Here is a 24,774-nt window from a genome sequence, read left to right on the forward strand (position 1 = left end):
ACTCAACCGCTGACCAGCCAAGGAAAGGAGCCAAATTATTGAGCTGCGCTTTCATCGTCGTGTTTCCTCTCATCAGCAGCAGTGCCGATTTTCTTCAGCAGCCGCCCGACGGAGTTCATGGCACCGCCAAGCACCGCGGGAATGCCTCCTCCAGGATGCACCGATGCACCCACCCTCCACAACCACGGTTTCGAAAGCGAGGAATAGCCAGGACGATGGAACGGTCCCCCCTGCCACAGCGGTCTCGTCGCACCGTACAACGCCCCGCCTGCGGCGCCAAAGTGAGAGAAGTAGTCGGGGTCGAGAATCTTGTGGGCGACGATGCGATCGGCGAGGCCACGCTCGAGCCCCATCATGGCGCTGATCCGGGCGAGCTCTCGCTGAACGAACGTTGAATTCAGATCGTAATGCTTGCCGTTCGCGGGTGCGGTGAGCAGCAGAGCCGCAGTGGCTTTGGCGTTCGGGTAGATGTGTCCCGGTTTGTAGTAGTTCACGAACGCCATGGTCTCGTGTGGTTCCTGCGTGGCATCGAGCGAGCGATGCAGCTCACCCGGGTCTCTCGGCATAATCACCGAGTGCGTCACCGTGCCGCTCGGCAGCGGTTCATCGAGCACCGCGAATACGGCAACGCCCGAGCATGAGACTCGTTTCGGTGAGTGCACGCGGTTCCCAGCGAGCTTGTCGATGACCTGAGCGTCAGCCGCGCCGACCACCACGTCTGCTGGATAGTTGCCCGATCGGGTCATCACCCGGTGTTTGGTGATTACAGTGACGTCAGTATCCGTGTGAATGGTCGCCCCGGCTTGCGTTGCGAGCCGCTCCAGGGCAAGGGCCAGTTCGTAGACACCTCCCTGCGGCACGAAGATTCCCTCACGCGCCATCACCGCGGGCATGGTTGCGTACAGGGCGAGCGTGCGCTGCGGGGCAATCCCGGCGTTGAGCGTGTGAATCGCGATGACTTCTTTGAGCTCGTCGGGCATCCACTCGAGAGCCGATAGATACGAGCTGGTTGAGAGTCTCCGCCCGTATCGCCGTGTGAGCGTCGTCACCGACGACAGAGTTTTTACGTCGAAGGGATCAGAGGTCAGGAGCTCCACGATTTCTGGGCTGAGTGAGCCGTGTTCGCGGTCGAAGCGTTTCCAGGCATCAGACCACGCATGCCCGGCCTGCACCGGCAGATCCACAACTTCATCGCGAAAGAAATACCTGCCCAGTTCAGGGAGCCGTTCGAAGGTGAGGTGAGCGATGTGTTCGGCGGAGAGGCGATCATGATCCGCATCACCCGTTTGGGCACCGAGCTGATCGTAGCGGCGAAATAGCTCCCTGATGACCCCTGGAAAGGTGACGAGAGAAGGGCCCGTATCGATGCGTTGACCCCCAACCTCGATACGACGAGACTTACCCCCTACCCACGAGTTCTTCTCCAGAACCGTAACGCGATGCCCCGCCTGTGCCAGGAGCGCTGCCGCGGAGAGACCGCCGAGTCCCGCGCCCACAATGACGATGCGCTTGGGCGTAGCGTGAGGGCGCTCCCCCATCGCGCTCACGGGGTGATCCAGCCGAAGAAAATAGCGATCATCAACTGCGCGCCCGCAACCGAGCCCACCACGTAGGGATACGCGACTGAGTACTTGTAGACCCTTTTCGCAGTTTCCGGGGTGTCATCGCGGTTGATCAACCAGACTAGCCAGGCGGCGTATGCGATGTTGGCTACCGCAAGAGGAATGTTAATGAACGCGAAGAACACGCTCGAGACGAGCCACCAAAACGAGACGTAGACGAGCGATTTCTTCGCGCCCAGGAAGACCGCCGTGGTGGTGATATTCACAAAGCTGTCTTCCTCGATGTCTTGTATGGCGTCGTAGGTGTGTTTCGCCAGACTCCACGCCATCAGCCCAAACAGCGCCAACCAGACGGGTTCATACCCGAGCGCGAGTGGCACAAACGCGAGCGGAAATGCGTAGTCGGCGTTGCTGATTGAATCGAGAAACGGCCGGCCTTTGAAACGCGCAGGGGGCGCAGAATAGAGGAGGAAGAAAAGAGTGTAGGCCCAGATCCATAGGTTCGCTTCGAGCGAGTAGTTCAGGCCGAAAAAGATCAGGAACGGGATGTTCGTCACCGCCACACCCCAGGCGATCCAGGCAACCTCACGCGGAGCAATCTTTGCACCACCAAATCCGCCCTTGCGGATGTTGATGTTGTCGGTCTCCTGATCAAAAATGTCGTTGATGCCGTAGATCAGCAGGTTGAATGGCAGCGTCACCCAGAGCAGCAACCAAATGGCATCCCACCGCCACAGTTCGCCGGTCAACCACACTGCGATCATCGTGGTTCCGATGGTGTTGATCCACAGCACAGGTCGGGATACCACTACAAGTCGCTTGAGCACAGTCATAACCCTAGACGCTGCCCACTCGTCTGAAGCGCGCAGGGTCTTCTCCATCTTCTTGCCGAGGGCGAGCTCGTCGATCAGCTTGCGGTGTGGATCAGCGGACTGGCTACGCAACGGCAGGGCTGGGCTGGGCTGGGCTGGGCTGGCAGAGGGTGACATGCCCGGCCGTATCCACCTGTTTCGGTCGGTAACCCCCTTTTGGAGGTCCCCCTCCCTTTCTAGCCGCAGCATTCCTCGGTCACGAGCGAGGCCAACTTCGCCCCCGGAGTGTCCGTTAATCACTCACTGCCAGCTGCGGGTACCCGCGCTGCATGACGGCGTTCTGCAGCGCACGAACCGCGAGTGACGCCTTCATTCGCGTATCGATCGCGTACCCCACGATCCGGTTCGAACACACGTCCTTGAACGCGCACATATACAGGCGACCTTCACCGGTCCAATGCTCGGTGATGTCCACGAGCCACTTCTCGTCAAGCCCACTCGCAGTGAAATCACGCTGCACCAGATCATCACCCACCGGCGCCCCAGCCCGCCGGTAACGGCGCTTGCGCTTCGTAATGACCGACTGGATGCCAGCAACCTTGCACAGACGCCATACCCGACGTTCCGAGACCTCGTACCCCAGATCTTGGAGGTCATCGGCGAGGACCCGGTACCCTCCCTCGGGGTCATCGATATGCAGCTTTCGCAGCACCCCGATTAGGTGTTGCTCTTCGGCTTCACGAGCTGACACTGGGCGTTTTAGCCACTGGTAGTACGCCTGCTCACTGAACCCGAGCACCCGGCACGCCACCGCGACCGGCACCCTGACACGGGCACCGGTCGCGGCCATCTCACGATTAGTGCGGGTAAATCATTTTGGGGGTGTGATGTGCACCTGCGACAGGTACGCTGCCGCACGCCTGAGCACCTCGTTCTCCATCTCGAGCTCCCGGATACGCTTCAACGCAGCCCGCATTTCGCGTTGCTCGTCAGGGTCCTTCGATGGGGTCATCCCAAAGGTCTTGAACCTGGAATCCTGCACCCACGCGCCGAGCGCTGACTTCGAGATCCCGAGGTCCTTACACACGGTTTTCTGCGCGATACCGGACTCCACGAGCGCGACAGCGTCACGCTTGAATTCCTCGCTGTACTTGATCGGCATGATCATCATCCTTCCAGCACAGCCCCGAAAAGCTATGCAGTCTTGGACTCAACAAAACCGACAGCAGACCCTTGGCTGGTTCTTGCCGTGATCGCGTTCAACCTCACACGTGCTGCCGGCGTGATCGCCGACCGCACGGGACGCCTCGCGAAAGCGACGACCGCGACGATCCGCCGCACTCTCATCTCAGTGCCTGCACGGTTAGCGTGCTCTGCGCGTCGGATCACACTGCACTTGCCGGAGGCCTGGCCATGGCAGGCAGCGTTCGTAAGCATCTTCACCGCGACACATGCGCCGCCACCAGTCCCCATCAGCTGACCATCGCCGCGACCGCGGCACGACCGAGGAGAAAGTGGACGACCGGGATGCGACGCCCGGGGTTCACCCCTGCCCCTGACACGTCACCGCGCGCCGAGCATTCAAGCTTGCCCCGCCCAAGACTCATCGGTGAATCCGGGCTAAGCCGAATATGAAGCGGGCATATGACGATGCATGGGATGGATCCTATTCGGCACTTCCTGCATCGAGACTGGTTATCAGGTCTTGGGCGAGAATGCTTACCGCGAGTGCGACTTGGGCTGGGTCTCCAATGAACTCTTCGGCTTGCCCCGCGAACCGTGACCCCGGCGCGTCGTCACCTGCAGCGAAGAGGTCGCGAAGCGAATCGATAGCAGCTTTCGTGACGGACGCCGCGATCGGGTCGCTGGCAAGCACCTTTAGCGAGGCGACCAGCACGTGTGTGTCGATGGCTCGGAGGAGTCGATAGATGTCGTGCGCGTCCTTTGCGTCCCATCGCTTTGGGCTGTTGATGCGCTCAGCTACCTTGTGCGTCTTTGCGACTAGGGCGTGTTGATCAAGTCTTCTGAGGTGCTCGTCGGGGAAACTTGACCCATGGCAATACGTCAAGAGATCCCTGATGAAGTGTGGGCGGTGCTCGAGCCATTGATGCCGGTTCCTGATGGGCGTTCTCGCCCATGGTCGAATCACCGGCTCGCAGTCGAGGGCATGACATGGAAATATCGGACCGGTGCCCCCTGGCGGGACGTTCCAGAACGGTTCGGGAGGTGGAACACGATCTACAAACGCTTCACGAGGTGGGCGGAGGATGGCACCTGGGAGCGGATGCTCGCTGAGGTGCAGAAGCAAGCTGATCGGCTCGGGGCGATCGACTGGGTCGTGTCGATCGATTCGACGATCGCGCGCGTGCATCAGCACGGTGCGACATTGCCGCGCCTAAAAAAGGGATCTGTCGAATTACAAGAATCCGCTCGCGGAGCCTGACGACCACGCGATCGGGCGATCGCGTGGAGGCCTCACAACAAAGGTGCACCTGGTCGCGGACGGGAAAGGCCGACCACTGGGGATGGTCGTGACCGCGGGGAACGTGAACGACACCACGATGTTCGCTGCAACGCTGGACGATATCCGGGTGCCACGAGAACGAGGACGTGCGCGTTCCCGCCCGGACCGTGTGCTCGCCGACAAGGGGTACCCCTCGCGGGCGAACCGGGCATGGCTGCGTGCGCGCGGAATCGCAGCAACAATTCCTGAGCGTGCCGATCAGATCAAGCACCGCAGCAAGCGGCCGGGCCGACCGATCGAGTTCGGCGAGGAACAGCAGCGACGCTATCGGGGGCGGAACGTGGTCGAGCGGTGCTTCAACAAGTTGAAGCAGTGGCGCGGTATCGCGATGCGGTATGACAAACTCGCACGGAACTATCGTGCGGGTGTGGCGTTGGCATCGATCCTGATCTGGATCAACACAGAGTTAATCAACACGCCCTAGCAACGCGGCTGGACCGGCAACTCTGATCGTGAACGATCGCGCATCAGCCGGATCGAGTGCTGAGATCAGCATCGGTGCATTGTCTTTGAGCACGGCTTCAAGGCCCACTGCTCGACGCATGGCCTGCTTTCCATGGGGTGGCAGTTCGGCTGATCGTCGACCTGCGCCTGCAACGGCGTCGGGAACGAGCAGATCTACTGGTACGCCGTCGCGCGACCGCCAGGTTCCAAGTGCTGATGGATCAGGATCGGGGCTGAATCCTGCCGTGGTCATCGCTGCCTCGATCAGCGGGTGATCAGTGAGAAGTTCGGGATCGATAGCGAGGTCGGCGTCGGTCGTGAACTCGGCAAGTGCGACTTCGGCGCTTCCGGTGTGCAGGTAGATCGCCTGTGCGCCAACAAGGATGACAGCCTCTTTATGTGAGCCGAGCGCGTCTAATGCATCTAGCAAGGCGTGCCGCGCCTTTACGACCTCTGGGTCGGTCATTTGCGCCACTCGCTCTCGTTCGCCGACATCCACGCAAGCAGTTCCTGCGCTTCTGAAGGGTTACGGCCCGGCCCGTTCCACAGATCGACCGCAACCTGTGCCGGGGCCGCGATGGCGAATCCTCGCTGGGACTCGGCTACCCGGTCGAACGCGACATCATTGGGCTTACGCGGCTCCACCAGAATGACGTTCGGAGACGACTCGCTCGAGCGAAGGTTCCATTCTTTGGAGGCCTCCTCGACAGAGTCGACGTACACGTAGATGACGCGAGCTGGTGCGTAAGGAGCCCATTCGGCGGCGGCAGCAGAACTTGTTACGGCATAGCGCATGCTCTTTGTTTCGCGCAGCTTCCCCAGGAACGCTTCGGTTCCTCGCGGTTCAATGCACTTAACAGTACGGTTCGTGGACAAGAATGCGGCATCTTCTGCCCAGGCTTCGAGCAAGCGTCGCCAGTCAGGCACTCGCACTGTGCCGTCGTCGTCGCGCTCCGCAAGTCCCTCTTGCTGCAAGTATTCGAGCACCCGGTAAGTAGCGCCGGTCGACGCGCTTGAGGTGTCGATAAGGTCGCGTATGCGCCACTTGCGATCGAAGTCCAGGAGAGCGCGCGCAACCCGCGCAGCGGGGTCACCACGCAACGTGCCCCGTGGGCGACCCGTGCCCCGCCATGGGTCGCGATCCTCGCCACGATCAGCAAGGAAGATCGCCGGTTGCCCGGCAGTTATGAGTAGATTCCCAGTCGCATCGACATACCCAATGCCCTTTTCGGTCAGGTCGGCGCGCACTTGCGTTGTGAGGTACTTTGCGACCAAGACGGGCCTGCCGTCGATGCCCGCCAAGCTTTCTAGCCTGTCGGCAATAACGCCGACATCTCGGCGTTCGACCATTCGCTTTGCTTCTAGAACCAGTCGCGTGTTCGCACCGTCAGGCGCGACGATTGCAAGCGCTGCATCGGCTCGAAGATCGTTCGCGCCGACCACGTCATACTGTTCCTCAAGTAACCACCCGGTGGGCAAGCGCTTGGAGATAGCTTCGATGGCGCGTCGTAGGATTTCGCGCTCTGATTTAGGCTCGTCACGGTTCATACTTCACCTCGTTCTGATAACTATGACGTTCCAACGTCAGCGGAATCACGCCATTTTCAGAACATCGTATCATAGCGTTCTGAAAACTAATAGATTCCGCTGCTTGCGGAGACGAGGGGTTTCACGAACGCAAGAATGCTGCACAGCACTCAGCCGACCCGGACTGCGGCCGAGTGCTGACATGATGCCCTATCGCCCCGCCCCGACCTCGGCGATGAGCATGCGAAACTCCCCGTTTCGCTGCGCATCGACCCGCGAGTACGCCGCCCACTCGAGCGTGTAGCTGCCGCCTAACACGAGTGCCGATTCTCGACCGCGAACAGTACCAGCCGCGGCGTGCGCACCCCATGCAAGGTTCCCGGTGACGGTACGGCCGTGATGCAGCCGGAAGGCTTCGTCGATGGGGCCGATCTTCCTGGTCTCGCTCCACATCCCACGGTCGTTGGTGATAGTGACGGACATACCACCTGCGACGACACCAGCTTCGATGAGCGTTTCGACTCGCATGACATCCTTGAGGATGTCATAGCGACGCAGATCCTGGGCCGACTGCGACCTCAGCATGAACTCTTCGTCACCGACGCTCACCTCAAGCCTTGCGGTGATGTATTTGAGTTCGAGCGCGTACTGCACATCGCCGCGGCGTAGAAGGATGTCGAGGTTGATCGGTCGTGCTCCAGGCACCCGCACCGGCCGCTCTAACCGCAGTTCCACGCCCCGGTCAAGCCGCGCGATCTGCACTGCGAGCTCATGCTGGAAGTCAGCTTCTGAGTGGAACACCGGCCTCCGTGCAACCAGCTCCGCCAGCGCGGTGCGGATCAGTGCGCCGAAGCCCACCACAGCGTTACAACCCCCCGCCGGTCACGTGATTACCTCCAAGGTTTGCAGGAGCGGGGCTTTAGCTCGAGGGAGTTGTGTGGCGAATGCCATCAGCTCGGCGGGCTTGCCGCCGCGGCGGAGCCATTCTTTGGTTGCGTCGCGAACTACTTCGTACCCGACAGTCGATCGAAGGCGGAAGCAGTCGACAATCGTGCGCTCTGCACTGTACAAACCGATGTGCTGCGAGCTGCCCGGAATCAAGATCTCGTCTCGCCCAAGCTTGAACGTCGCCGCATCGAAGCGATGCCAGCAAATTGCACTCTCGGTCATTGGTGTACGCATTCCGCGTGGTATTGCGACGTCCAGGGCGTCTGGAATCGGATCGGTGAGGTCGTAGCGAGCGAGAGCAGAAAGTAGACAAATTGTCGCTTCCGGTCGTCGGGTTGCGGCTTCAAGCTGATCCCAATCGATCGCGGGTGCGTCTGCGGGCAAGTAGATGCCTCGGCCGATGCGGTCCCACCGCCCCTCAGCATGCCCCCGGTACAAGGCACTTCGCTTCTCGGCGGCAGCCTTTGGCCTTAGAGCTTTCACGTAATCACCTCCTGATACGTTTCGTACACAGCTAATGTTATCTGAGTACGTTTCGTTTCGCGAGGTAAATCTTCCACCCAAAATACTGATCATGATCCGAACGCCTTTTCCAGCAGGCCCGCAGTCGTGGGGTCGACGGTCTCGTTGCGGCGGATGTAGTGCTTGATCGTGATTGCCGGGTCGGTATGCCCAAGCAGCTGAGATGCCAATTCGACACCCGCGCTTTCGTTGATCGTGGTCGCGACAGTGCGGCGGAACTTGTGCGGAGTCACGCCCTCAATCTCTGCCAGGTTCATGACATGGCGGAGTTGGCGGCGCACATTGTTCGTCGTCAGCGGAGTGCCTCCGCGCGAGCAGAATAGCAGTGCGTCGGGGTCGATCGTGTCGAGTTGCTTCAATCGAAACTGCACGGCCGTCGCGGCAAACCCAGGAAGTTGAATCGTGCGTCGCGATCGCGCGGTCTTCGGGTGATCCTGTCGCGTCGTCGGTTCGCCTTTCGGGCTGATGATCGTTCCAGTGATTCGTACGGACGGCACGCTCAGATCAATATCCCGTCGGCGGATCGCGAGCACCTCGCCGATGCGCGCGGACGTGCCGAGCATGACCTCGATGATTGCACCGAGTTGCCCGTCGGGCTTCGGCCCCGAGACGTCGCGTCCGGCTTCCCAATACGCAATCGCCGCACGGATTGCGGTGATTTCCTCGGGCGTGAAGGCGTCGGGAATCCGTACGTCGCGATGCAACCGCGCAACGTGATCGACGGGGTTGCGCAGCAGCACCTCGTGTCGCACCGCCAACGCGAGCGCGAGTCGCAGCACAACGCGCGCATGCTTCGCCTTCGAGCACGAATCCTTCGCGAGCCGCTTCAAGAACTGGTCACACCGGGCCACTCCGATTTCGCGCAACGTCAGATCCTTGAATGCGGGCAGTACGAGCGTGCGCATATCGCGTTCATACAGTTGCCGGGTGGCCGTTGCGAGCCGATCCTCCAACTCGATATCTTCGAGCCAGTACGCGACCAGATCAGGGAACGGGCTGTCAGACGTGAGCAAGCCTGCACTCGGTGCAATCAGATTGCGGTCGACGCACTTGGCCTTGAGCGCGTGCGTTGCAGCGGCTGCAGTGTCGCCGCTCGCCTGCACGAGGCGGGTGGCACCATCCCAGTCCCGGTAGCGGGCGCGAGCTTCGATGCGCCCGCTCGGGCGACGACGGGTCGTGATCTCGCCGTAGGTGCCGATCGTCAGGCGCGGGCGGCTCACAGCGTCACCGTCGAGGCAATTGAGGCGGCAAAGACTGTGAAGACGGCGCGGGGTCGCGCTGCGCTTCGATCCACTCGGTCACGTCCGTGACGGCGAACTTGAGGTGTTTGCCGAAGCGGTACGCACGCGGACCGATGCCCCGCGAGCGCCAGTCGTAAATGGTCGAGACAGGCACGCCGAGATAGGCCGACAGCTCGCGGATATCGAGCAGAGGCGGCAAGTCGGGCAGAGGTAGCGGAAGCGAAGTTGAGCTGGTCATGCAGACCAGGTGCGCCACACGCCCCGAAGCAATCGAAACCACCCGCAAGCGACCTTTGCGAACCGAGCAAAGCACTGGTCAGAAGGTGTTTCAGTAGGGGTTTTAGATGGGTATTAGATGGCCGGATCAAATCTCACCAACGAAAAAATCGCGGAAACCCTTGAGTTTCCGCGATTTTTTGGTCGGGCTGACAGGATTTGAACCTGCGACCCCTTGACCCCCAGGCAAGAAGCTGACCCATTTACCCCATTTGACCGGGGTCTTTCCCGTTCTCACGTTGCAGAGCGTGTCATAGATTTCATGCTTTGCAGGAAGTTGACCACTAGATTGGCCCACTAACTTCGCGACCCAAGGGACTGCAATAACGAGGTTTCTGGTGAGTTTATGGCAGCTAACTGGAGTTGCCTTCAGTCTCCTCTGCCTACCCGCGCAGGCAGACGATCGAGCACCCGGGCCCCGTTCGACCTGCGCCTCGGGGCCGCATGCGTTGCACAACGCGTCAAAGATTCCACCTGCTGCAGGGTGTTGGCAACTAGATCGACCCAATTGATTCAGGTGCCTCAGACCAGCTGCGAATCGATCGGCTCGGCGCCTGAGTCTTCTGGAGATGCCACATCGTCCGGCAGCATTTCGGCGTACTCGGCGCGGATGAAGTCGAGGCCTTCTGCCAGCGAGGGGTCGAACTCAAGCGATTCGGTCACGAAGTCGAGGCGTCGTTTGTTCTCATCGATGAGATCTCGCCAGCGACGAACGTAGGCCCGCACCGTCGGTCGCCCGGGTTTCGTGTCCGGCTCGAATACGAGCCCTCGCTCTCGATCGTCACTCTTGAAAGAGTTCTCGATCACTTCGTCATAGTCCGTGACGACGAGGACAAAGTCCCAGCTTGCCCGCTCGCTCGCAAATGCTGGAGCCGTGACCACGACGTTCACGTAGTCCTCGATCTGGTCGCGCTCTGTTCGTCCAGCCACGATGTCGGGCGCTTTGAGTTCGACGACGAGGTGCCGCACACGGTCATGCTGTTGGGACTTCGCGGCTACGTGCAGATCCACGCGTCCGCTCTTCCCGTCCCAGCGTTTAACTGGTTCGACCTTACTTGCGGGAAGCCCTTCGAGCTTGAGATGGGTTCGTAGCATCTGGGTGAGTCCACGTTCGCTGTTCATGAAGTGGTACTCCTCGCCGAAGATCCATAACTCGTGTTCGAGCATCTTGTGAAGGTGGTCTCGTTCTCCCACCTTCTGGGAGTCTTCGGGGTCAAACAGCAGATGCTCCAGTCCCGCGAGGAACTTGCTTCGGCTGGTTACGAGGTTGGCACTCCGGATCACACCCGCGAGCGTCGTTTCGCTGAGAAGCTTCGTGAGCGCATGGCGATCTTGTTCGCTGAGGGCAACGAACTCGCTAACCAGCACGGCCAGGTTCTCCGGGTCGGTCTTCAGCGCATCGCGCAGAAGGTTGAGTGTGAGTTGCGCCCCATCCTTGCGCTTCGGGATCTGTGGCACGAGAGCGCTCGAGACAATGTCGAAGACTGCGCGCTCCGCTTTCTCCGCCTCGGTACTAGGAGCTTTCTCGTATGGGTACACACCCTTCGATTTCCAGTCCTCGATCTGGTCGCGTCGACGCGCGCGACGACGAGACGCGAAGTGGTCTTTCACCGCCGAGCGCGTAGCGCGCCAGACGGCTCCCGCTGGGTCCGGGGCCATGTCGGTGAGTCCGAGCACAGCGAGCGAATCAGGGTCGAACCCAGGCCAGGTGACGTAGGCGGAAAACGCAGCCTGTGGCTCAAGCTCAGCACCGGAAGTCTCTACGACGAAACGTTCGGAGTCTTCTCCGAAGTACACAGCACGATGTTTCCCAGTTCTCCACTCGATGATCCGGATCAACACAGTCGTGTCGGGGATCGTGTCTAGGGGCACCACCAGTGTCGTGTCGTCAAGGATCTCATCAGCCGGATTCAGCTTGACGCCATCGAATACGATCGTGACCGCATCATCGTTAAGAAGAATCGGCGCGAAGTGCGAGGTGAGAGTGGATACCGTGGCATCGCTCATCAGCGAGTTCAAGCTTCGATCCTGCTCGTTGACTGCAGTAACGAGTGTTCCAGTCTTCGTTGCGTTAGACGGAGAAGCCTCCCAACTGAACGGTTCGGAACGTTCTTTCGCGCCCTCGATGACAACATGCTCACGCTCGCCAGCAGCGTTGACGCTCTCGCTAGCCCAGGTCACACGTGAACCCAGCGCAAAGGCTCGCAGGCGGCCCTCGCCAAGCTTGCCGTGCAGCCCACGCTTGTCATTCTTCGTCTTGGTGGCTAGCGCCTTCCACGAGCCACCAATCCGACCAAATGTTGAGGCGACTTCGTCCGAGGTAATCCCATGCCCGTCGTCCTCAACGGAAACGCTCTCGACTGCGTCCATCGCGGAGCATTCGAGAACGACACGGACGTTATCTGCTTCAGCATCGAGCGCATTCCAGATCAGCTCGACAACGGCGCGCACCGGGTCACGCTCTCGCGCGAGACGCGTTACCAGATCGACTCCGGCAGAAAGTGGAAGGTCCCTCACGAGACTCACTGTAGTAGTCATATCAGTTTCACCCGCTCGCCTCGTCAGTGAATCTCAATGCAACGCCCCGACCGTGGTGCGCAACTCCGCCACACACAGATGGTGCTCTCCACCACTGACATTCCTGTCCCAAGGCAGCCGGAATCGGAATCAGACCCCATCTGGCCGGAGCTTTCTCTGCTCAAACGTTCCTGTCTGCGCCTCGCATCGCTGCTCTGACGTTGGCCGCTCTTGTGGTCTATTTTGTTCTCGGGAGCGCCGACCTTTCACTCCCATTGTGGTGAGCGCAAGGATGGTGACCTCACCTCTGGGAAGCTCGGCTCGTTTCCTGCACTGTCATCGCGGTCGATTTGCATGCACTCGCTGTCCTCGCAGAAGGGGGCTGCCGGTAAGTTGGAACCGTGGTGATTCGTTGGAATGAGATCAACCCGAGCAAGGGTGCCAAACTTACGCGACCTCGCGAGATCTACGCCTCTCTTCAGGGGCGCAAATGGCCTCGCCTTCGACCAGAGCAGAATGAAGTTCTCGAGAAATGGTACGAACGGCGCCACCATTCTGATCTTGTCCTAAAGCAGAACACTGGCGGCGGGAAGACGCTCACTGGGCTTCTGATCGCCCAATCCAGCCTGCATGAAGGTGTTGGTCCCGCAGTATTCCTGGTTCCTGACAGCTTCCTCATCCGACAGGTCGTGAGCGAGGCAAACGAGGCACAGATCCCGGTCACGACCGATATGGATGACGAGTCGTTCCGGTCCTCGCAGTCAATACTCGTAACCACCTTCCATAAGCTCCTCAACGGTCGAAGCGCGTTCGGGGTTCGTGGGGTCAAGCTTGTCATCCCCTTGGGCATTGTCGTCATTGATGACGCTCATGCGGCCCTGGCCGCCACAACTGACTTGTTCACCGCATTCATCCCACGATCAAGCGGAGCATTCGATCAGTTGCTCAAGTTATTCGCAGCAGACCTGCGTGAGCAAAGCCCAAAGTCGTTCGCCGAAATCGAGGCGAATGACTTTGGTGCCCCGATGCGAGTCCCACCGAAGGCCGTGGCCGATCGCGCCGACGAAATGATGAGGATCGTTCAACCGATTGCCAACGACTCCGGAATCCCCTCGCTATTCTTCTCGTGGCCATACGTGGCCGATCTTCTCAAGCTCGCAATCGTCACTGTGGCCAACAAAGGCATCGAGATCAAGACCCCATGCCCTGATGTGTCGATAATCCCAGCCTTCAGCCAGGCGCAGCGCCGCGTATATCTGACCGCGACCCTCGCAGACGAGGGGGTGCTCGTCACTGAACTCGATGCCAATCCGAAGACAGTCCGCGAGCCAATCACACCGAATCAAGCCTCCGACCTCGGCGACAGGCTGATTCTTGCGCCGTTGTCGATCAATCCTCGTTTGTCGGTTGATGCCATACGTGACCTTGCAAGGAACTTCGCCGATGGTGATCGCGATGGAGATGGCGTTGCGGAATGCGAAGCCGTGAATGTCGTCGTACTTGTACCGAGCGACTACGCGGCGAAGCAGTGGTCCGGTATCGCCGACCTAATCCTCCATGTGAAAAACATGCGGCCTTACATCGAAAGAATGAAGAGTGGTGAGCAGCTGGGTGTTGTCGTGCTGGTCAACAAGTATGACGGCGTCGATCTCCCTGGGGGTGCCTGCCGGCTCTTGATCATCGATGGCGTCCCCACGCCATTGTCTCCCCACGAGCAGAGGGCTGCAGCGGCCTTGACTGGCTCCATGTCGTTCAAATCTCGGGAGGTGCAGCGGGTCGAACAAGGCATGGGCAGAGGAATCCGTGATGTCGAGGACTACTGCGCAGTATTGGTCTTGACCCGTGAAGTCGCTCTCACGCTGCGCGACACCAGTCTGCGCCAGTTCTACTCTCCGGCGACACGCGCTCAGATTGAACTCAGCCTCCAGATTGCTGACCAGATTCAGGGTGAGGGAATCACGGTGATGACCGATCTGCTGAACATGTTCCTTGGACGTGATCCGCAATGGGTCGCTAAGAGCCTCGAAGCGACTGCGGATGTGACCTACGAACCTGGCGGCAAGGTGACTGAACTCGCAATCGGGCGCCGTACAGCCTTCAACCTGGCGATTTCAGGAGATACCGCGGCGGGAGTCAAGATGCTCCGAGACGCAATCGATTCTGTCGATGATGATTTCGAGAAGGGGTGGTATCTGGAAGAGCTCGCTGGCTATCAACATTTCGTCAACCCCACGGAGTCACAACGTACGCTCTCAGCAGCAAAGAAGCTCAACTGGGGTGTGCTCAAGCCTGCTGTCCCTCCCAAGTATAAGCAGCTGACGCCCCCTGTGGTCCAGGGTAGATCCGCCACTTCACATCTGAGCAGGTACACCGATGCACGACAAATGGAGCTGTCGGTATCTGCGATCTTCGACAACATCATCTGGGGTGTCGAACAAGCAGCAGATCGCGCCGAGGAACAGTTCAGGCTCTTGGGTCTCCACCTGGGGTTCGGATCAAGCCGGCCTGAGAAGGAAATGAATGATGGAGGACCGGACAATCTTTGGGCCCTAACCCCTGGTCACTACGCGGTAATCGAACTTAAGACCGGCACCAGTCGTCCCGATCCGAAAATCATCAAGGACGACGCCGAACAGATCACGCACTCCTCTATGACCTGGTTCCAAGACCGTTACATGGATGAGAACAAAGCGACTCCCGTACTGGTGCATCCATCAATGGAGCTTGATCCCCAAGCCCACGTTCCCTCGGGGACGCGCGTCATCACAGAGAGTCATCTCTCCTCTCTACGCAACGACGTGGAGGCCTTCATACGGGAGCTCAGCGATACTGCTTCGTGGAGAGACGAGGACGCGGTGACCTCGGCACTCTCCCGCCATCGCCTCACTGCGGAACAGGTGATTGCGAGCCATAGCAAGTTGATCCGCAAGTAGCCCTTACGGATTTCAACCAGAGCCTCTCGCGGGCACTGACCCCTCTAGCAGCGGTGTGGTTCATCAGCTGATCTGGACCGCTCGCTCTACGTTTCTAGCAACGAACTCTCTGGCTTGAACCTGCTGATCCGCGTCTAGTGCGTCCCAGACGCGGTCATTCTTCTTACCGACGTATTCAGCGATCTCGCGAACCCGCGCAAGTAGTTCGTCGACGTCGAATCCGATTCTCTGAGCCAGTATTCTCCAGTGGGCTGGGGTCACCTCCTGAGACCGGCGCGCACCTCCAATCTTCATCGCGAGTTCTTGCTCGACCTCCGGGTAGAGGAATAGTGGCACGACATCGTAGATCGGGGCAAACGAGATGGCGTCGGGCCGCAGGAGCAATGAGTAGTTCTTGGCATGCGCATCGGCATTGCCGACGAGCACATTGAGGATCAGCTGACTCAGAAACACACGTTGGAGCTTTCCCGAAGGATCGATCGGCTTTAGGAGAGAGATAACCTTGCCCGCCGACACGTCATATTTCTTCTCCGGCGGCAGACCGAGACTCTGCGCAATGTCCTCCGCATGCAGTCGTCGCGCAAGCTGATCTGGCTCCTCTGTACGGTCGAATCGGGTCACGACATAGGCGGTCTGGTCCCCAAAGCTCATAACCTCGGATTCTGGCGCGAGGATGTCGGCATAGTAGGCGAGATCGATCGCAGCTACTTCGGCCGCCTCGATGCCGCGGTACTTCGAGTTGCCGGGCTTCACGATATGAGTGGATGGCACTGTCTCATTCGACCAGTACCAATCGCCATCCACCCAGGCAAGCGCGAACTTGCCCTGGGCACCGGCAAGCGAAAAGCGAGCCGCTACATCTCTCGGCGTTGTGTCCGAAGAGTCACGTTTGATTGCCGAGATTCGGTCCGCGATGTCGCGTTTGAGCGCCGGGCTCAACTCGGATAGGCGATCCTGCAGTGATTCTCCTTCTGGCAGAAGTACCAATCCTCCGGCAAGATCACCACCGGCTGCATTCAGGAGGTCAAACGCTCCGGCGCTCTTCGCTCCATATGCATTCGCCATTCGTGCTCTGGTCTGCTCATGCTCGGGCAACAGATTCTCGAGAAAGTTCCTCGCCGCTTTCCGCACTGCCGGCCGATCCCGCGGCAAGGAGAGAGAAATCGGAGTTGGAGGTGCGTCCTCGTCGTAGACGAAGGTCACGTCTCCCTCGTCGAACACGAACTGCCCGACATGGCGTCCTTCTAGCCATACCTCAATGCGTTCGCTCATTTCAGCGCCATGCTGGGAAGCGCCGTCGGTTTGACCTCGAGGGTGCGCAAAACTCGTCGCACTTGCCCAGGAGAAGCCAGTGGCCGGCCCGACTCAATGTCACGCACCAGACCCTCAGATACTCCTGCTGCTGCCGCTAGCCTCCGTCGACTCTCGCCGCGAATGGCGCGCTCGGACGACACAATCTGCGCCAACTCTTGGCTGCTGCGCAGGTACTCGGCAGGCCTGCCTAGTGCGCGTTTCAGATAGGAATCATCGTTGCGCTCGGCATGTGCCACGAGACTGTCCAGGAACACGTCGCGAGGCGCGTTTGAAGGTTGCCAGTCGGTCAACAGCCTCGAAGGGTGGTCAGAAGTACGCAGTTGTTTGATGCGGGCCGCTGTCCGTGCTCGTTCCTGACCAGAGAGCCCTTCGAGACTGCGCTGTTTCAACGCCTTCGCGAGGTGCTGCCAGGAACGCGCAGAGAGCGCTCGGCGCCCCTTCGGAGAGGCGAGACCTTCGATCACCCATGCCGAGCCTTCTCTGCGCGCGGGGATACGCCCTTCGGCGGCCATCGCGCGCACCCTGCGTGGCGAAACGCCCATCTGGGTGGCAGCTTCCGTGACCTTCATGACACAACTATACCGCAGGGCATACGATGACCATAGTCCTTACCAACTGGAGTCCTTCGGAGCAGTCGCCAGAGCCGCGCCTTCACCTGTGAACGCGATGGGAGTTGAGCCTCGTGGAAGCTGGTGCTGGACGGCCACCGTGTGGCTCGCGGGGCCGTCACCGCCCGAATCGGTTCTCGAGCATCGATGCGGTGGCTGGATCGACAAGATCATCGCGGACTATGTAGTGCTGCTCGGTGATCCTCGAATCTGTGTGCCCGAGTAGACCGGCAGCGAGGTCGATTCCGCCTGCTTCATAGATCGCTGTCGCGCCTGTCCGGCGAAAACGGTGCGGTGTGACCTTCTTGAGTCCGGCCTTGTCCATGATCGTGCGGAGCTGTCTGCGGACGTTGTTCGTGGTGAGCGGGCCGCCCTTGCGGTTGCAGAAGAGCAGTGCGTTGGGGTCGATGGAGAGCCGATTCCGCAGTCGTTCTCGGATGGCTCGCACCGCAAACAGTGGGAGGACGATGGTGCGGACCGAGCGTGAGGTCTTGGGGTGGTTCTGTCGGTGCGTGGGTTCGCCTTTTCTGCTGATGATGGTGCCGCAGATGCGCAGGGTGGGCTGTGCGCCGCGAAGATCGATGTCTCGGATTCGGATGGCGAGCACTTCCCTGATGCGCACGGAGGTTCCGAGGAGCACTTCTGAATTGGCCTGGTTTGAGTTCCGATCTTTATACAAGGATGGAACTACGATGCCAAGCAAATATGACCCTGAACTTCGCCAGCGCGCACTTCGGATGCTCGCCGAAGCCCGCCCCGAGCACGAGTCGCTGACCGCGGCCTGCCGACACGTCGGTGGGCTCCTCGGAGTGAGCCCGGAGACGCTGCGCGTGTGGCAGCGCCGCTACGACATCGATACCGGCGCGAAGCCTGGCACCTCGATCGATATGGCCCAGGAGAACCGGCGGTTACGCCGCGAGGTGAGCGAGCTCCGTAAGGCCAACGAGGTACTCAAAGCCGCGAGCGTGTTTTTCGCGAAGGAACTCGACCGGCCACGAACGAAATGATCAGATTCATCGACGAGTACCGTGATCGTTTCGGGGTCGAGTTCCTCTGTCGTACGCTGCGTGCGGCAGTTCGTGGGTTCCTCACCTCCCGCGGATACCGGGCCGCGAAAGCCCGGTCGGCCTCAGCCAGGCAGCTGCGCGACGAGTTGCTCCTCCCCGAGATCCGGCGGCTCCACGCGAAGCACTATGGCGTGTACGGGCGCCGGAAGATGCATGCCCTGCTGAAGCGTGAGGGGTGGAAGATCGGCCGCGACCAGACCGAGCGTCTGATGCGGCTCGCCGGCGTGCGCGGGGTACGGACATCAAAGCGCGTGTTCACCACACGCCCCAACAAAACGGCGGCACTGCCTGCCGATCTCGTCAACCGGAGATTCGCCGCTGACGGGCCGCGCAAGCTCTGGGTGTGCGACGTGACCTACGTCGCCACCTGGTCTGGGTTCGCCTATGTCGCGTTCGTCACTGACGTGTACTCGCGCAGAATCGTGGGCTGGAATGTCGCTGCGACGCTGAAATCTGAGGTTCTGCCGATGCAGGCACTCGATATGGCTGCGTGGCAATCGGGCGGCAGGCTCGATGGGCTGATCCATCACGCCGATCACGGGTCGAATTACACCGCCATGGTCTATACGGATCGCATTGCGGAACTCGGAGCAGTGCCCTCGACCGGGACGGTCGGCGACAGTTTTGACAATGCCATGGCTGAGGCGGTCAACAACCTCTACAAGACCGAACTGATCCGACAGCAGGGCCCCTGGCGGACGGTTGAGCAGGTCGAACTCGCGACCCTCGAATACGTGTGGTGGTGGAACCATGAGCGCCTTCACGGGGAGCTCGATATGCGTACCCCGATCGAGGTCGAGCAGGCCTACTATGCTGAGGCCGAGGAACTTCTGTCACCGACAGGTTGACAGGAAAACCGGTCGGAACTCAAACCAGGCCAATTCACTTCGACGATCTGGCCGAGCTGCCCGTCTGGTCTCGGGCCGCTCGCCATGGGTCGTTCTTCCCATTCGCGGATGGCGTCTCGGATCTGCCAGATTTCGGAGTCCTCGAAGACGTCGGGGCATCTGGCGGGGCGTTGCAGCCGAGAGATGTGATCCATCGGATTGCGCGGGATGATCTCGTGGCGGACGGCGAGTCCTAGTGCGAGGCGGAGTACGACTCGGGCTTGCCGGGCGCGACTGTAGCTCTGCCTGGCGAGCTGCTTGATGAAGTAGTCGCAGCGGGCGACCCCGATCTCTCTGAGCGTGAGCTCGGCGAACGCGGACGCGACGAGGGTTCGCATGTTTCGTTCGTAGAGAAGCCGGGTCGTGCGAGAGAGCCGGTCTTCGATCTCCATGTCTTCGAGCCAGTAGTGGACGAGCGCGGAGAAGCTGCTGTCGGCGGTGATTCCGATGAACGTGGGTTGGAAGAGGGATCGTTCGGAGAGCTTTCGTTTGAGCGCGAGTTCGGCTGCGGCGGAGGTCGGCCCGGTGCATTGAACCGCTCGGAGCTTACCGTCCCAGTCGCGGTACCGAGTTCGCGCTTGGCAGGTCCCTGGGCCGAGCCGTCTGTGGCTGATCTTTCCGAAGGTGCCGATCGGTGTCCTGGGTCTAGCCATGTCGGGACCCCGTCCGTGCGGAGAGTCTTGCGGTGTGCCGCCAAGGCGGGGTGTTCGGATGCTGTGCGTGGCGTGTAGGCATCAGATCAGTTTGGCGTGTGATCCGACGCTCTGTTCGCACGGAGCAGCGGCTCCGTGCCGAGCCGGGTGTCGGGGGTTGCTGGAAGAATGGAGACACCTTCAATCACGAGGAGCGGGAATGGGCGTCAGCGTTACCACACGGAAGACTCTGTGGGGTCGCGCTCACAATGAGTGTGCATTCCCCACCTGCTTGCAGGAACTCACGTTTGATAGCGAGACATCCGATACGGCCGCCGCGGGAGTGAGGATCATTGGCGAGGAAGCGCATATCCGCGCACAGCGGGCAGGCGGCCCTCGCTACGATGCCGGCTATGCCGATGTTGACGGGTACGACAACCTGATGCTGATGTGTCCGACGCATCATGCAATGATCGACGCAAACAATGGCGCCGATTACTCGGTCAAGTCGCTTGAGAAGATGAAGGCCGAACATGAGCGTAAGCAGAAGCGACGGGGTGAGCTGCAGGGGGCGCTGCGCGCGTATCTCGGCGACCGATTTGCTGCGGAGAACACGGTGCAGTTCCAGCAGGCTGAGCTGCGGGGGCCTTCAGTGGAGGCGATGTTCGTAGATGTCCCCGTCGGAGGGCGGCGAGATGGCTCGGCGCTTGCGGATCTCCTTGCACATATTTCCGCAGAGGCGCCCGGTGATACGGAGGAACTTGAACGATCTTCGGGTCTTCTGATCACCGGTGCGACGCAGGCGCTTCTTCATCCGAATTGGACGGGCAACGCGATTCTGGTGGGTGGACCTGGTCAGGGCAAGTCCACCGTATTGCAGTATGTGTGTCAGTTCCATCGTGCTCGTCGACTCGGTGAAGAAGGGTACAGTGCTGGGCAGTCTGAGCTGACTCGTGCGGAATCGCCGGCGCGCTTCCCTATCCGGATTGATCTTCGTCGGTATGCGCAGTGGGCCGAGCAGCTTCGGTTGAAATCGGGGAAACGTCAGAAGAAGCAGCGACAGTCGCCTCAGGAAGAGGACCGCTGGTCGAGTCTTGAGGAGTACGTGGTCGACCACATTCGTCGCAACATCGGCATGCACAAGTTCGCTCCGGAGGACCTTGCGCTGCTCCTCGCGACCGAGCCGGTGCTCTTCGCTCTGGATGGCCTGGACGAGGTTGCGAACCTCGCGACACGATCCCGCGTGGTCGAGGAGATCAGTCGCATGCGCGGACGCCTGAGAGCAGATGCTGCTGATCTGGTGATCTTGGTAGCGACTCGCCCGGGTGCTGCTCTCCGCCCGCTGACTGCTTCGGGAGCGTTCCCGGTTCTCCATTTGCAGCGTCTGACACAAGGACTCCGGCTGCAGTATCTGAGGCAGTGGGTGGAGGTACTGCAGCTCTCCGAAGAGTCCGCCGAGAAGCTGCAGTCCACATTCATGGATAGTCAGCATGTGCCGCATGTGAGCGAACTCGCCTCGTATCCGATGCAGCTGGCGATCCTTCTGCATTTGCTTCATCGTCGCCAGTTGTTGCCGCAGCAGCGCACGGAGCTCTATGCGGAGTATCTCAAGACGTTCCTGGATCGTGAGCAGACCGAGGACAAGGAGCCCCTGCTCAAAGACCAGCGGCGCGTGGTCGAGGATACGCACGCCTATTTGGGATGGTATCTCCAGACCAAGGCGGAAGAAGAGGGAAGCGCGGGGTCGATCACTCGAGATGAGCTTCGTGCCCTTCTGCGGGCCTATCTTGCCGGGCAGCCGGAAGAACAGCAGCTGGCGGACGACCTATACTCTGCGATTACCGACCGGGTGCTGTGTCTGGTTGAGCGCGAGGATGCATTCGAGTTCGAGGTGCAGTCTCTGCGCGAGTATTTCGCGGCGTTGCATCTCTATGAGAACCTGACGCCGAAGGGCATCGGTAACTCTCGTGATGACGGGCTGAACGCGCTACTGGAGCGCCCCTACTGGGCGAACACGTGCCGATTCTTCATCGGGATGCTCGCCAAGGGGGAACTTCGCGCCCTGATCGGGAACTTCTTCACGGTCGAGAAGAAGGTCACGCCCCGGCCCCTGGTGCGATCGATGGCAGTTACGCTGCTGAACGATCGCGTCTACGACGGTCTGACTAGCGACGAGATCCAGGGTGTCGTCGACTTCGTTCTCTCTGGCCCTGGGCTGCTTCTTGCTGAGGACGGCGTGCTGGACGCCGCGGGCAACCCTCTCCGGTTCGGGGAACGTGCAGGCCGCGCCCAGGCGATTGCCCATCTCAAGACGCGCCTTGAGCAGGACCCCGATGCTGAGGCACGTCAGGCCGCAGCGACAAGCCTTCTCGCCCACTCTCTGCCTACCGACGATCTCGCCGCCTGGTGGTGGGAGCAGTTCACTCCGACCCCCCTTTGGGTGGAGACTGCCGCGCGTCTCAGAGTGTTTGCTCCGCTCAGTGTGCAGCAAGAGGCTCGGTTGCATACGGTGCTCTCGTCGTACAACGAGCCAGGCCAGTGGCGTGCAGATCTGCTGCGGCAGGGCGGGTATTCAGGGCACAGCACAGACGCGGTCCAGTTGGTGTGGGAAGACCTCAACGCCGGATGCGACACCGACCCAGACGGCCCGAGTCGCGATCTGAATGCTCTCATCGCGTGCGCGAGTTCAATCCTGGCCGGGAGCCAGACTGTTCCCTTGATTGCTTCCGAGGAGAACTCGCAGGCGCAGTCCCCGCTTGCGGTTCGCGTATGCGAAGCCGCCCGTTCCCTGCGACCGGTGTCGACGGCCTCCGCTGCGGTGGAGTGGGATCAGTACTTGTCCGTCGTCGCGGAGGCTTGGGGTCCGGGATGGGTGCTTGGTCGGGCCGTTGCTCGGGTTCCAGAAACGATCGATGTCTCGCTCATGTCAGCTCGGGCCGGATCTCCTGCGCTCACGGCCGCGGCCAGGATCGAGGCTGACTATCGTGGGCATCGATCAGACCCTGATTGGTGGCGAGATCGACTCTCGTCGGTTGGGGACGGGTATGACCTCATGCTGGCGGTGATCGCGCTTGTGGAGCAGGCGCGGACCGCGACGATTGTTGCGGTGGCGGCCGAGCTTGACGCGGCCGTGCGGAGGCTCGATCTCAAGCAGTTCCGTGCTGTGGAGCGCGCTCTTCAGCAGGATGCCGCTTCATATCGGGTGCAGCCCCTCGACCTGCACGAGCCGTTGCGTCTGCACCGTGTGAGCCTCTCGGGTCGGGTGCTCTGGCTGATCTGGCAGCTTGCGACAGAGTCCACTCGCGAGAGAATCCCAACCTACCTCGAGAAGGAGTTGGCCGACGTGTTCCTTGCGGGGCCGACAGATGGACGTCCAGTGGTGGCGGCGGCCCGGACATCTCGGAAGGTGAAGCTCGACTGCTTCCGGCATGCGCGGCCTTCGCTTCCGGGCGGTGGGTGGGCCGATCCCACGCAGTTGGCGACGATAACGATCGGGCTTGCGAAGGAAGTCCTTGAGACGCCGGGGGCTTGGCCCATGGAGTTGGTGCAGATCGCGATCGATCGCCTGAACGCGCAAGCTGCTTCGCGCGTGACACCGCTGTCCGATGTCGCGTCGGCAAATCACTGGTTTGGCAGCCCATGATCCGTTCCCCGGGGAACTCGGGGTGCAGCCGTTCTGGCGGTGAGGCAGCTACTCGGATGTGGGCGGGGCGAAGCTCACGTGGATGCGGTTCCGGTTGAAAACATCCCAGTCGACGTGCAGGACAAAAGACTGCTGGGGATGCGCCCGCTCGATGTCGATTGAGGTGGAGAAGTCCCCTTCGTCGGTGAGTACTTTGACGGCGCTGCGCACATCCTCCGGGTCACTCTCAAGTTCCTTCGCGAGCTGATCAAGGCTCACCAGGATGTGATCGACTTCCTGCTCGTCGGTGCGGAAGAACCGAATAATCGCCTGCGCGGTGCGCTCGTGAAGCCTCTCCCAGCGGATCTTGTCTTGCCGCGCTGCTTCTCGCGCATCGAGCGGGAGCACCTCCGCAGGAAGTGGTGCGTGCGGATTGAGGAAGAGCCCGCCTGCCTCGTTCGCGCTGAGGACGTTGCAGGAGACGAGGAGGTCGACCAAGGCCCCGAAAGCGTGCGAGACAGGGAGGTTCTTCGAGGCGAGGTAGCGTGCAAAATCTGCTTGGTCTAGTTCTCGTTGGGCCTTGTCCTGGGCGTTCAGTTCGTCCGCGGTGCGGGACTCATCGGGTTCGCCGAAGTCCTCATCGAGCTCGGCGAGCTTCTCCTCTGTCCACGGCTCCAGGGGTTCCCAAACTGAGGAGTCGAGACCATCCGGAGTGTGTGGGTTCTCTGCGCGGAGCATGGAGTCGAGCGCGGTCCGCGTGATGGGGCCGGCGCTGGCGAGTTCACCGAAAAGGATTACGACGGCGGGCGGCAGAGTACTGCTCCACCCTCTGCCGAACAAGATGTCGGTGACCGTCTGCATCGGGTGTGGCTCTTCGCTCATGCATCGATTATCTCGTGTGCGGATGCGGTGGAGAATCTATGCTTCGCGATGCCCTGAGCAGCAGGCTGTTCGGTCCCATGAGCATGAAGGCTCCGCGAAGGATTCACGTCTTACTTCCTTCGGGCAACGACCTCCCGAGTGCGCGCGATTGCCAGAAGAACAAGACTGGCAGGCCCCATCGCCAGGAAGACGAGACCCATGACGAGGCACCAGAGCATCGGGATGCTGAGCCACGGTTCGCCGCCGCCCTCGATGAGTTCCTTGAAGATGTTCGCCACGAGGAAGTAGGGAGCCGCGATGAGCATGGCGGGCACGCCCCACTTGTGGCTGTCGCGGCGGTGGATGATCCGCATGATGAGCCGGAGGCTCGGCAGGTACCTGGCCAGGAAGCCGAAGGCGTTGATCACTCCCGCGATGATACCGCTGAACATGGTGAGTTCCTCTCGTTAGCGCAGA

Annotated in this window: 21 protein-coding genes and 2 pseudogenes; 5 read left to right on the forward strand and 18 right to left on the reverse strand. The window is 60.6% G+C overall.

Annotated elements, in window-relative coordinates:
• Positions 1 to 35: 35 nt before the first annotated feature.
• The 3 genes and pseudogenes from ACTNFK_RS09495 to ACTNFK_RS09505 form a co-directional block, all read right to left on the reverse strand.
• On the reverse strand, positions 36 to 1,538 hold the full coding sequence (locus ACTNFK_RS09495) for a phytoene desaturase family protein (protein ID WP_435937710.1): 1,503 nt from the start codon (positions 1,536 to 1,538) through the stop codon (positions 36 to 38).
• 5 nt (positions 1,539 to 1,543) lie between these two features.
• Entirely contained in the window at positions 1,544 to 2,551 is a 1,008-nt protein-coding gene (locus tag ACTNFK_RS09500) for a UbiA family prenyltransferase (protein WP_435937708.1), read from the reverse strand.
• Between the two features lie 133 nt (positions 2,552 to 2,684).
• Positions 2,685 to 3,536, reverse strand: a pseudogene (locus ACTNFK_RS09505) (IS3 family transposase); the annotation flags it as partial.
• A 72-nt stretch (positions 3,537 to 3,608) separates the two neighbouring features.
• Here ACTNFK_RS09505 and ACTNFK_RS09510 point away from each other — a divergent pair.
• Positions 3,609 to 3,854 (forward strand): annotated as a pseudogene (locus tag ACTNFK_RS09510) (transposase); the annotation flags it as partial.
• On the opposite strand, the gene ACTNFK_RS09515 reads toward ACTNFK_RS09510, so the two are convergent.
• Both ACTNFK_RS09515 and ACTNFK_RS09520 read right to left on the reverse strand, forming a co-directional pair.
• Positions 3,847 to 3,981, reverse strand: a complete 135-nt coding sequence (locus tag ACTNFK_RS09515) for a hypothetical protein (protein WP_433646829.1) — start codon at positions 3,979 to 3,981, stop codon at positions 3,847 to 3,849. The pseudogene ACTNFK_RS09510 and the gene ACTNFK_RS09515 overlap by 8 nt on opposite strands.
• A 59-nt stretch (positions 3,982 to 4,040) precedes the next feature.
• Positions 4,041 to 4,442: a hypothetical protein gene (locus tag ACTNFK_RS09520; RefSeq protein ID WP_435937709.1), complete on the reverse strand. Its 402-nt coding sequence runs from the start codon at positions 4,440 to 4,442 to the stop codon at positions 4,041 to 4,043.
• Here ACTNFK_RS09520 and ACTNFK_RS09525 point away from each other — a divergent pair.
• Positions 4,428 to 5,322, forward strand: a protein-coding gene (locus tag ACTNFK_RS09525; protein ID WP_435935979.1) for an IS5 family transposase whose coding sequence is annotated in 2 segments (ribosomal slippage) — positions 4,428 to 4,786 and positions 4,785 to 5,322 — 897 coding nt in all. Because the reading frame shifts where the segments join, the coding sequence is not laid out codon by codon here. The genes ACTNFK_RS09520 and ACTNFK_RS09525 overlap by 15 nt on opposite strands.
• Here the strand turns inward: ACTNFK_RS09525 and ACTNFK_RS09530 are convergent.
• From ACTNFK_RS09530 to ACTNFK_RS09560, 7 genes are all read right to left on the reverse strand, one after another.
• On the reverse strand, positions 5,305 to 5,808 hold the full coding sequence (locus tag ACTNFK_RS09530; protein WP_435936936.1) for a GSU2403 family nucleotidyltransferase fold protein: 504 nt from the start codon (positions 5,806 to 5,808) through the stop codon (positions 5,305 to 5,307). The genes ACTNFK_RS09525 and ACTNFK_RS09530 overlap by 18 nt on opposite strands.
• The gene (locus ACTNFK_RS09535; protein ID WP_433646827.1) at positions 5,805 to 6,890 is read right to left on the reverse strand and encodes a hypothetical protein; all 1,086 of its coding nucleotides are present in this window, start codon (positions 6,888 to 6,890) and stop codon (positions 5,805 to 5,807) included. The genes ACTNFK_RS09530 and ACTNFK_RS09535 overlap by 4 nt, the downstream gene beginning before the upstream one ends.
• Positions 6,891 to 7,079: 189 nt before the next feature.
• On the reverse strand, positions 7,080 to 7,730 hold the full coding sequence (locus tag ACTNFK_RS09540; protein WP_433646826.1) for a hypothetical protein: 651 nt from the start codon (positions 7,728 to 7,730) through the stop codon (positions 7,080 to 7,082).
• 21 nt (positions 7,731 to 7,751) lie between these two features.
• Entirely contained in the window at positions 7,752 to 8,039 is a 288-nt protein-coding gene (locus ACTNFK_RS09545; protein WP_445117153.1) for a type IV toxin-antitoxin system AbiEi family antitoxin domain-containing protein, read from the reverse strand.
• A 350-nt stretch (positions 8,040 to 8,389) separates the two neighbouring features.
• Positions 8,390 to 9,559: a tyrosine-type recombinase/integrase gene (locus ACTNFK_RS09550; RefSeq protein ID WP_433646824.1), complete on the reverse strand. Its 1,170-nt coding sequence runs from the start codon at positions 9,557 to 9,559 to the stop codon at positions 8,390 to 8,392.
• 4 nt (positions 9,560 to 9,563) lie between these two features.
• Positions 9,564 to 9,818, reverse strand: a complete 255-nt coding sequence (locus tag ACTNFK_RS09555) for a helix-turn-helix domain-containing protein (protein ID WP_188046753.1) — start codon at positions 9,816 to 9,818, stop codon at positions 9,564 to 9,566.
• A 560-nt stretch (positions 9,819 to 10,378) separates the two neighbouring features.
• Positions 10,379 to 12,373, reverse strand: a complete 1,995-nt coding sequence (locus ACTNFK_RS09560) for an ATP-binding protein (protein ID WP_031289561.1) — start codon at positions 12,371 to 12,373, stop codon at positions 10,379 to 10,381.
• A 401-nt stretch (positions 12,374 to 12,774) separates the two neighbouring features.
• On the opposite strand from ACTNFK_RS09560, the gene ACTNFK_RS09565 reads away from it, so the two are divergent.
• A complete protein-coding gene (locus ACTNFK_RS09565) occupies positions 12,775 to 15,306 on the forward strand; it encodes a DEAD/DEAH box helicase family protein (protein WP_435936938.1) in 2,532 nt (843 codons plus the stop codon).
• Positions 15,307 to 15,369: 63 nt separating this feature from the next.
• On the opposite strand, the gene ACTNFK_RS09570 is transcribed toward ACTNFK_RS09565, so the two are convergent.
• The 3 genes from ACTNFK_RS09570 to ACTNFK_RS09580 all read right to left on the reverse strand — a co-directional run bounded on the left by ACTNFK_RS09570 (position 15,370) and on the right by ACTNFK_RS09580 (position 17,868).
• Positions 15,370 to 16,578: a HipA domain-containing protein gene (locus ACTNFK_RS09570; RefSeq protein ID WP_435936939.1), complete on the reverse strand. Its 1,209-nt coding sequence runs from the start codon at positions 16,576 to 16,578 to the stop codon at positions 15,370 to 15,372.
• On the reverse strand, positions 16,575 to 17,189 hold the full coding sequence (locus tag ACTNFK_RS09575; RefSeq protein WP_162903906.1) for a helix-turn-helix domain-containing protein: 615 nt from the start codon (positions 17,187 to 17,189) through the stop codon (positions 16,575 to 16,577). The genes ACTNFK_RS09570 and ACTNFK_RS09575 overlap by 4 nt, the downstream gene beginning before the upstream one ends.
• 157 nt (positions 17,190 to 17,346) lie before the next feature.
• Complete coding sequence (locus tag ACTNFK_RS09580) at positions 17,347 to 17,868, reverse strand: site-specific integrase (protein ID WP_445117154.1); 522 nt, start codon at positions 17,866 to 17,868, stop codon at positions 17,347 to 17,349.
• Between the two features lie 52 nt (positions 17,869 to 17,920).
• On the opposite strand from ACTNFK_RS09580, the gene ACTNFK_RS09585 reads away from it, so the two are divergent.
• Positions 17,921 to 19,143, forward strand: a protein-coding gene (locus ACTNFK_RS09585) for an IS3 family transposase (protein ID WP_152424308.1) whose coding sequence is annotated in 2 segments (ribosomal slippage) — positions 17,921 to 18,206 and positions 18,206 to 19,143 — 1,224 coding nt in all. Because the reading frame shifts where the segments join, the coding sequence is not laid out codon by codon here.
• Here ACTNFK_RS09585 and ACTNFK_RS09590 read toward each other — a convergent pair.
• Entirely contained in the window at positions 19,104 to 19,835 is a 732-nt protein-coding gene (locus ACTNFK_RS09590; RefSeq protein WP_435936941.1) for a site-specific integrase, read from the reverse strand. The two genes, ACTNFK_RS09585 and ACTNFK_RS09590, sit on opposite strands and share 40 nt — an antisense overlap.
• A 199-nt stretch (positions 19,836 to 20,034) precedes the next feature.
• Between ACTNFK_RS09590 and ACTNFK_RS09595 the strand changes: the two genes are divergently transcribed.
• Positions 20,035 to 23,457 (forward strand): NACHT domain-containing protein, encoded by a 3,423-nt coding sequence (locus ACTNFK_RS09595; RefSeq protein WP_435936942.1) that lies wholly within the window; start codon positions 20,035 to 20,037, stop codon positions 23,455 to 23,457.
• A gap of 48 nt (positions 23,458 to 23,505) precedes the next feature.
• Here the strand turns inward: ACTNFK_RS09595 and ACTNFK_RS09600 are convergent, their stop codons facing one another.
• Positions 23,506 to 24,318, reverse strand: coding sequence for a DUF6042 family protein (locus ACTNFK_RS09600; RefSeq protein WP_435936943.1), 813 nt, complete (start codon positions 24,316 to 24,318; stop codon positions 23,506 to 23,508).
• Positions 24,319 to 24,428: 110 nt separating this feature from the next.
• Positions 24,429 to 24,749, reverse strand: a complete 321-nt coding sequence (locus tag ACTNFK_RS09605) for a hypothetical protein (protein ID WP_435936944.1) — start codon at positions 24,747 to 24,749, stop codon at positions 24,429 to 24,431.
• Positions 24,750 to 24,774: the final 25 nt, after the last annotated feature.

The organism is Leucobacter fengyongliangi (genome assembly GCF_052386045.1).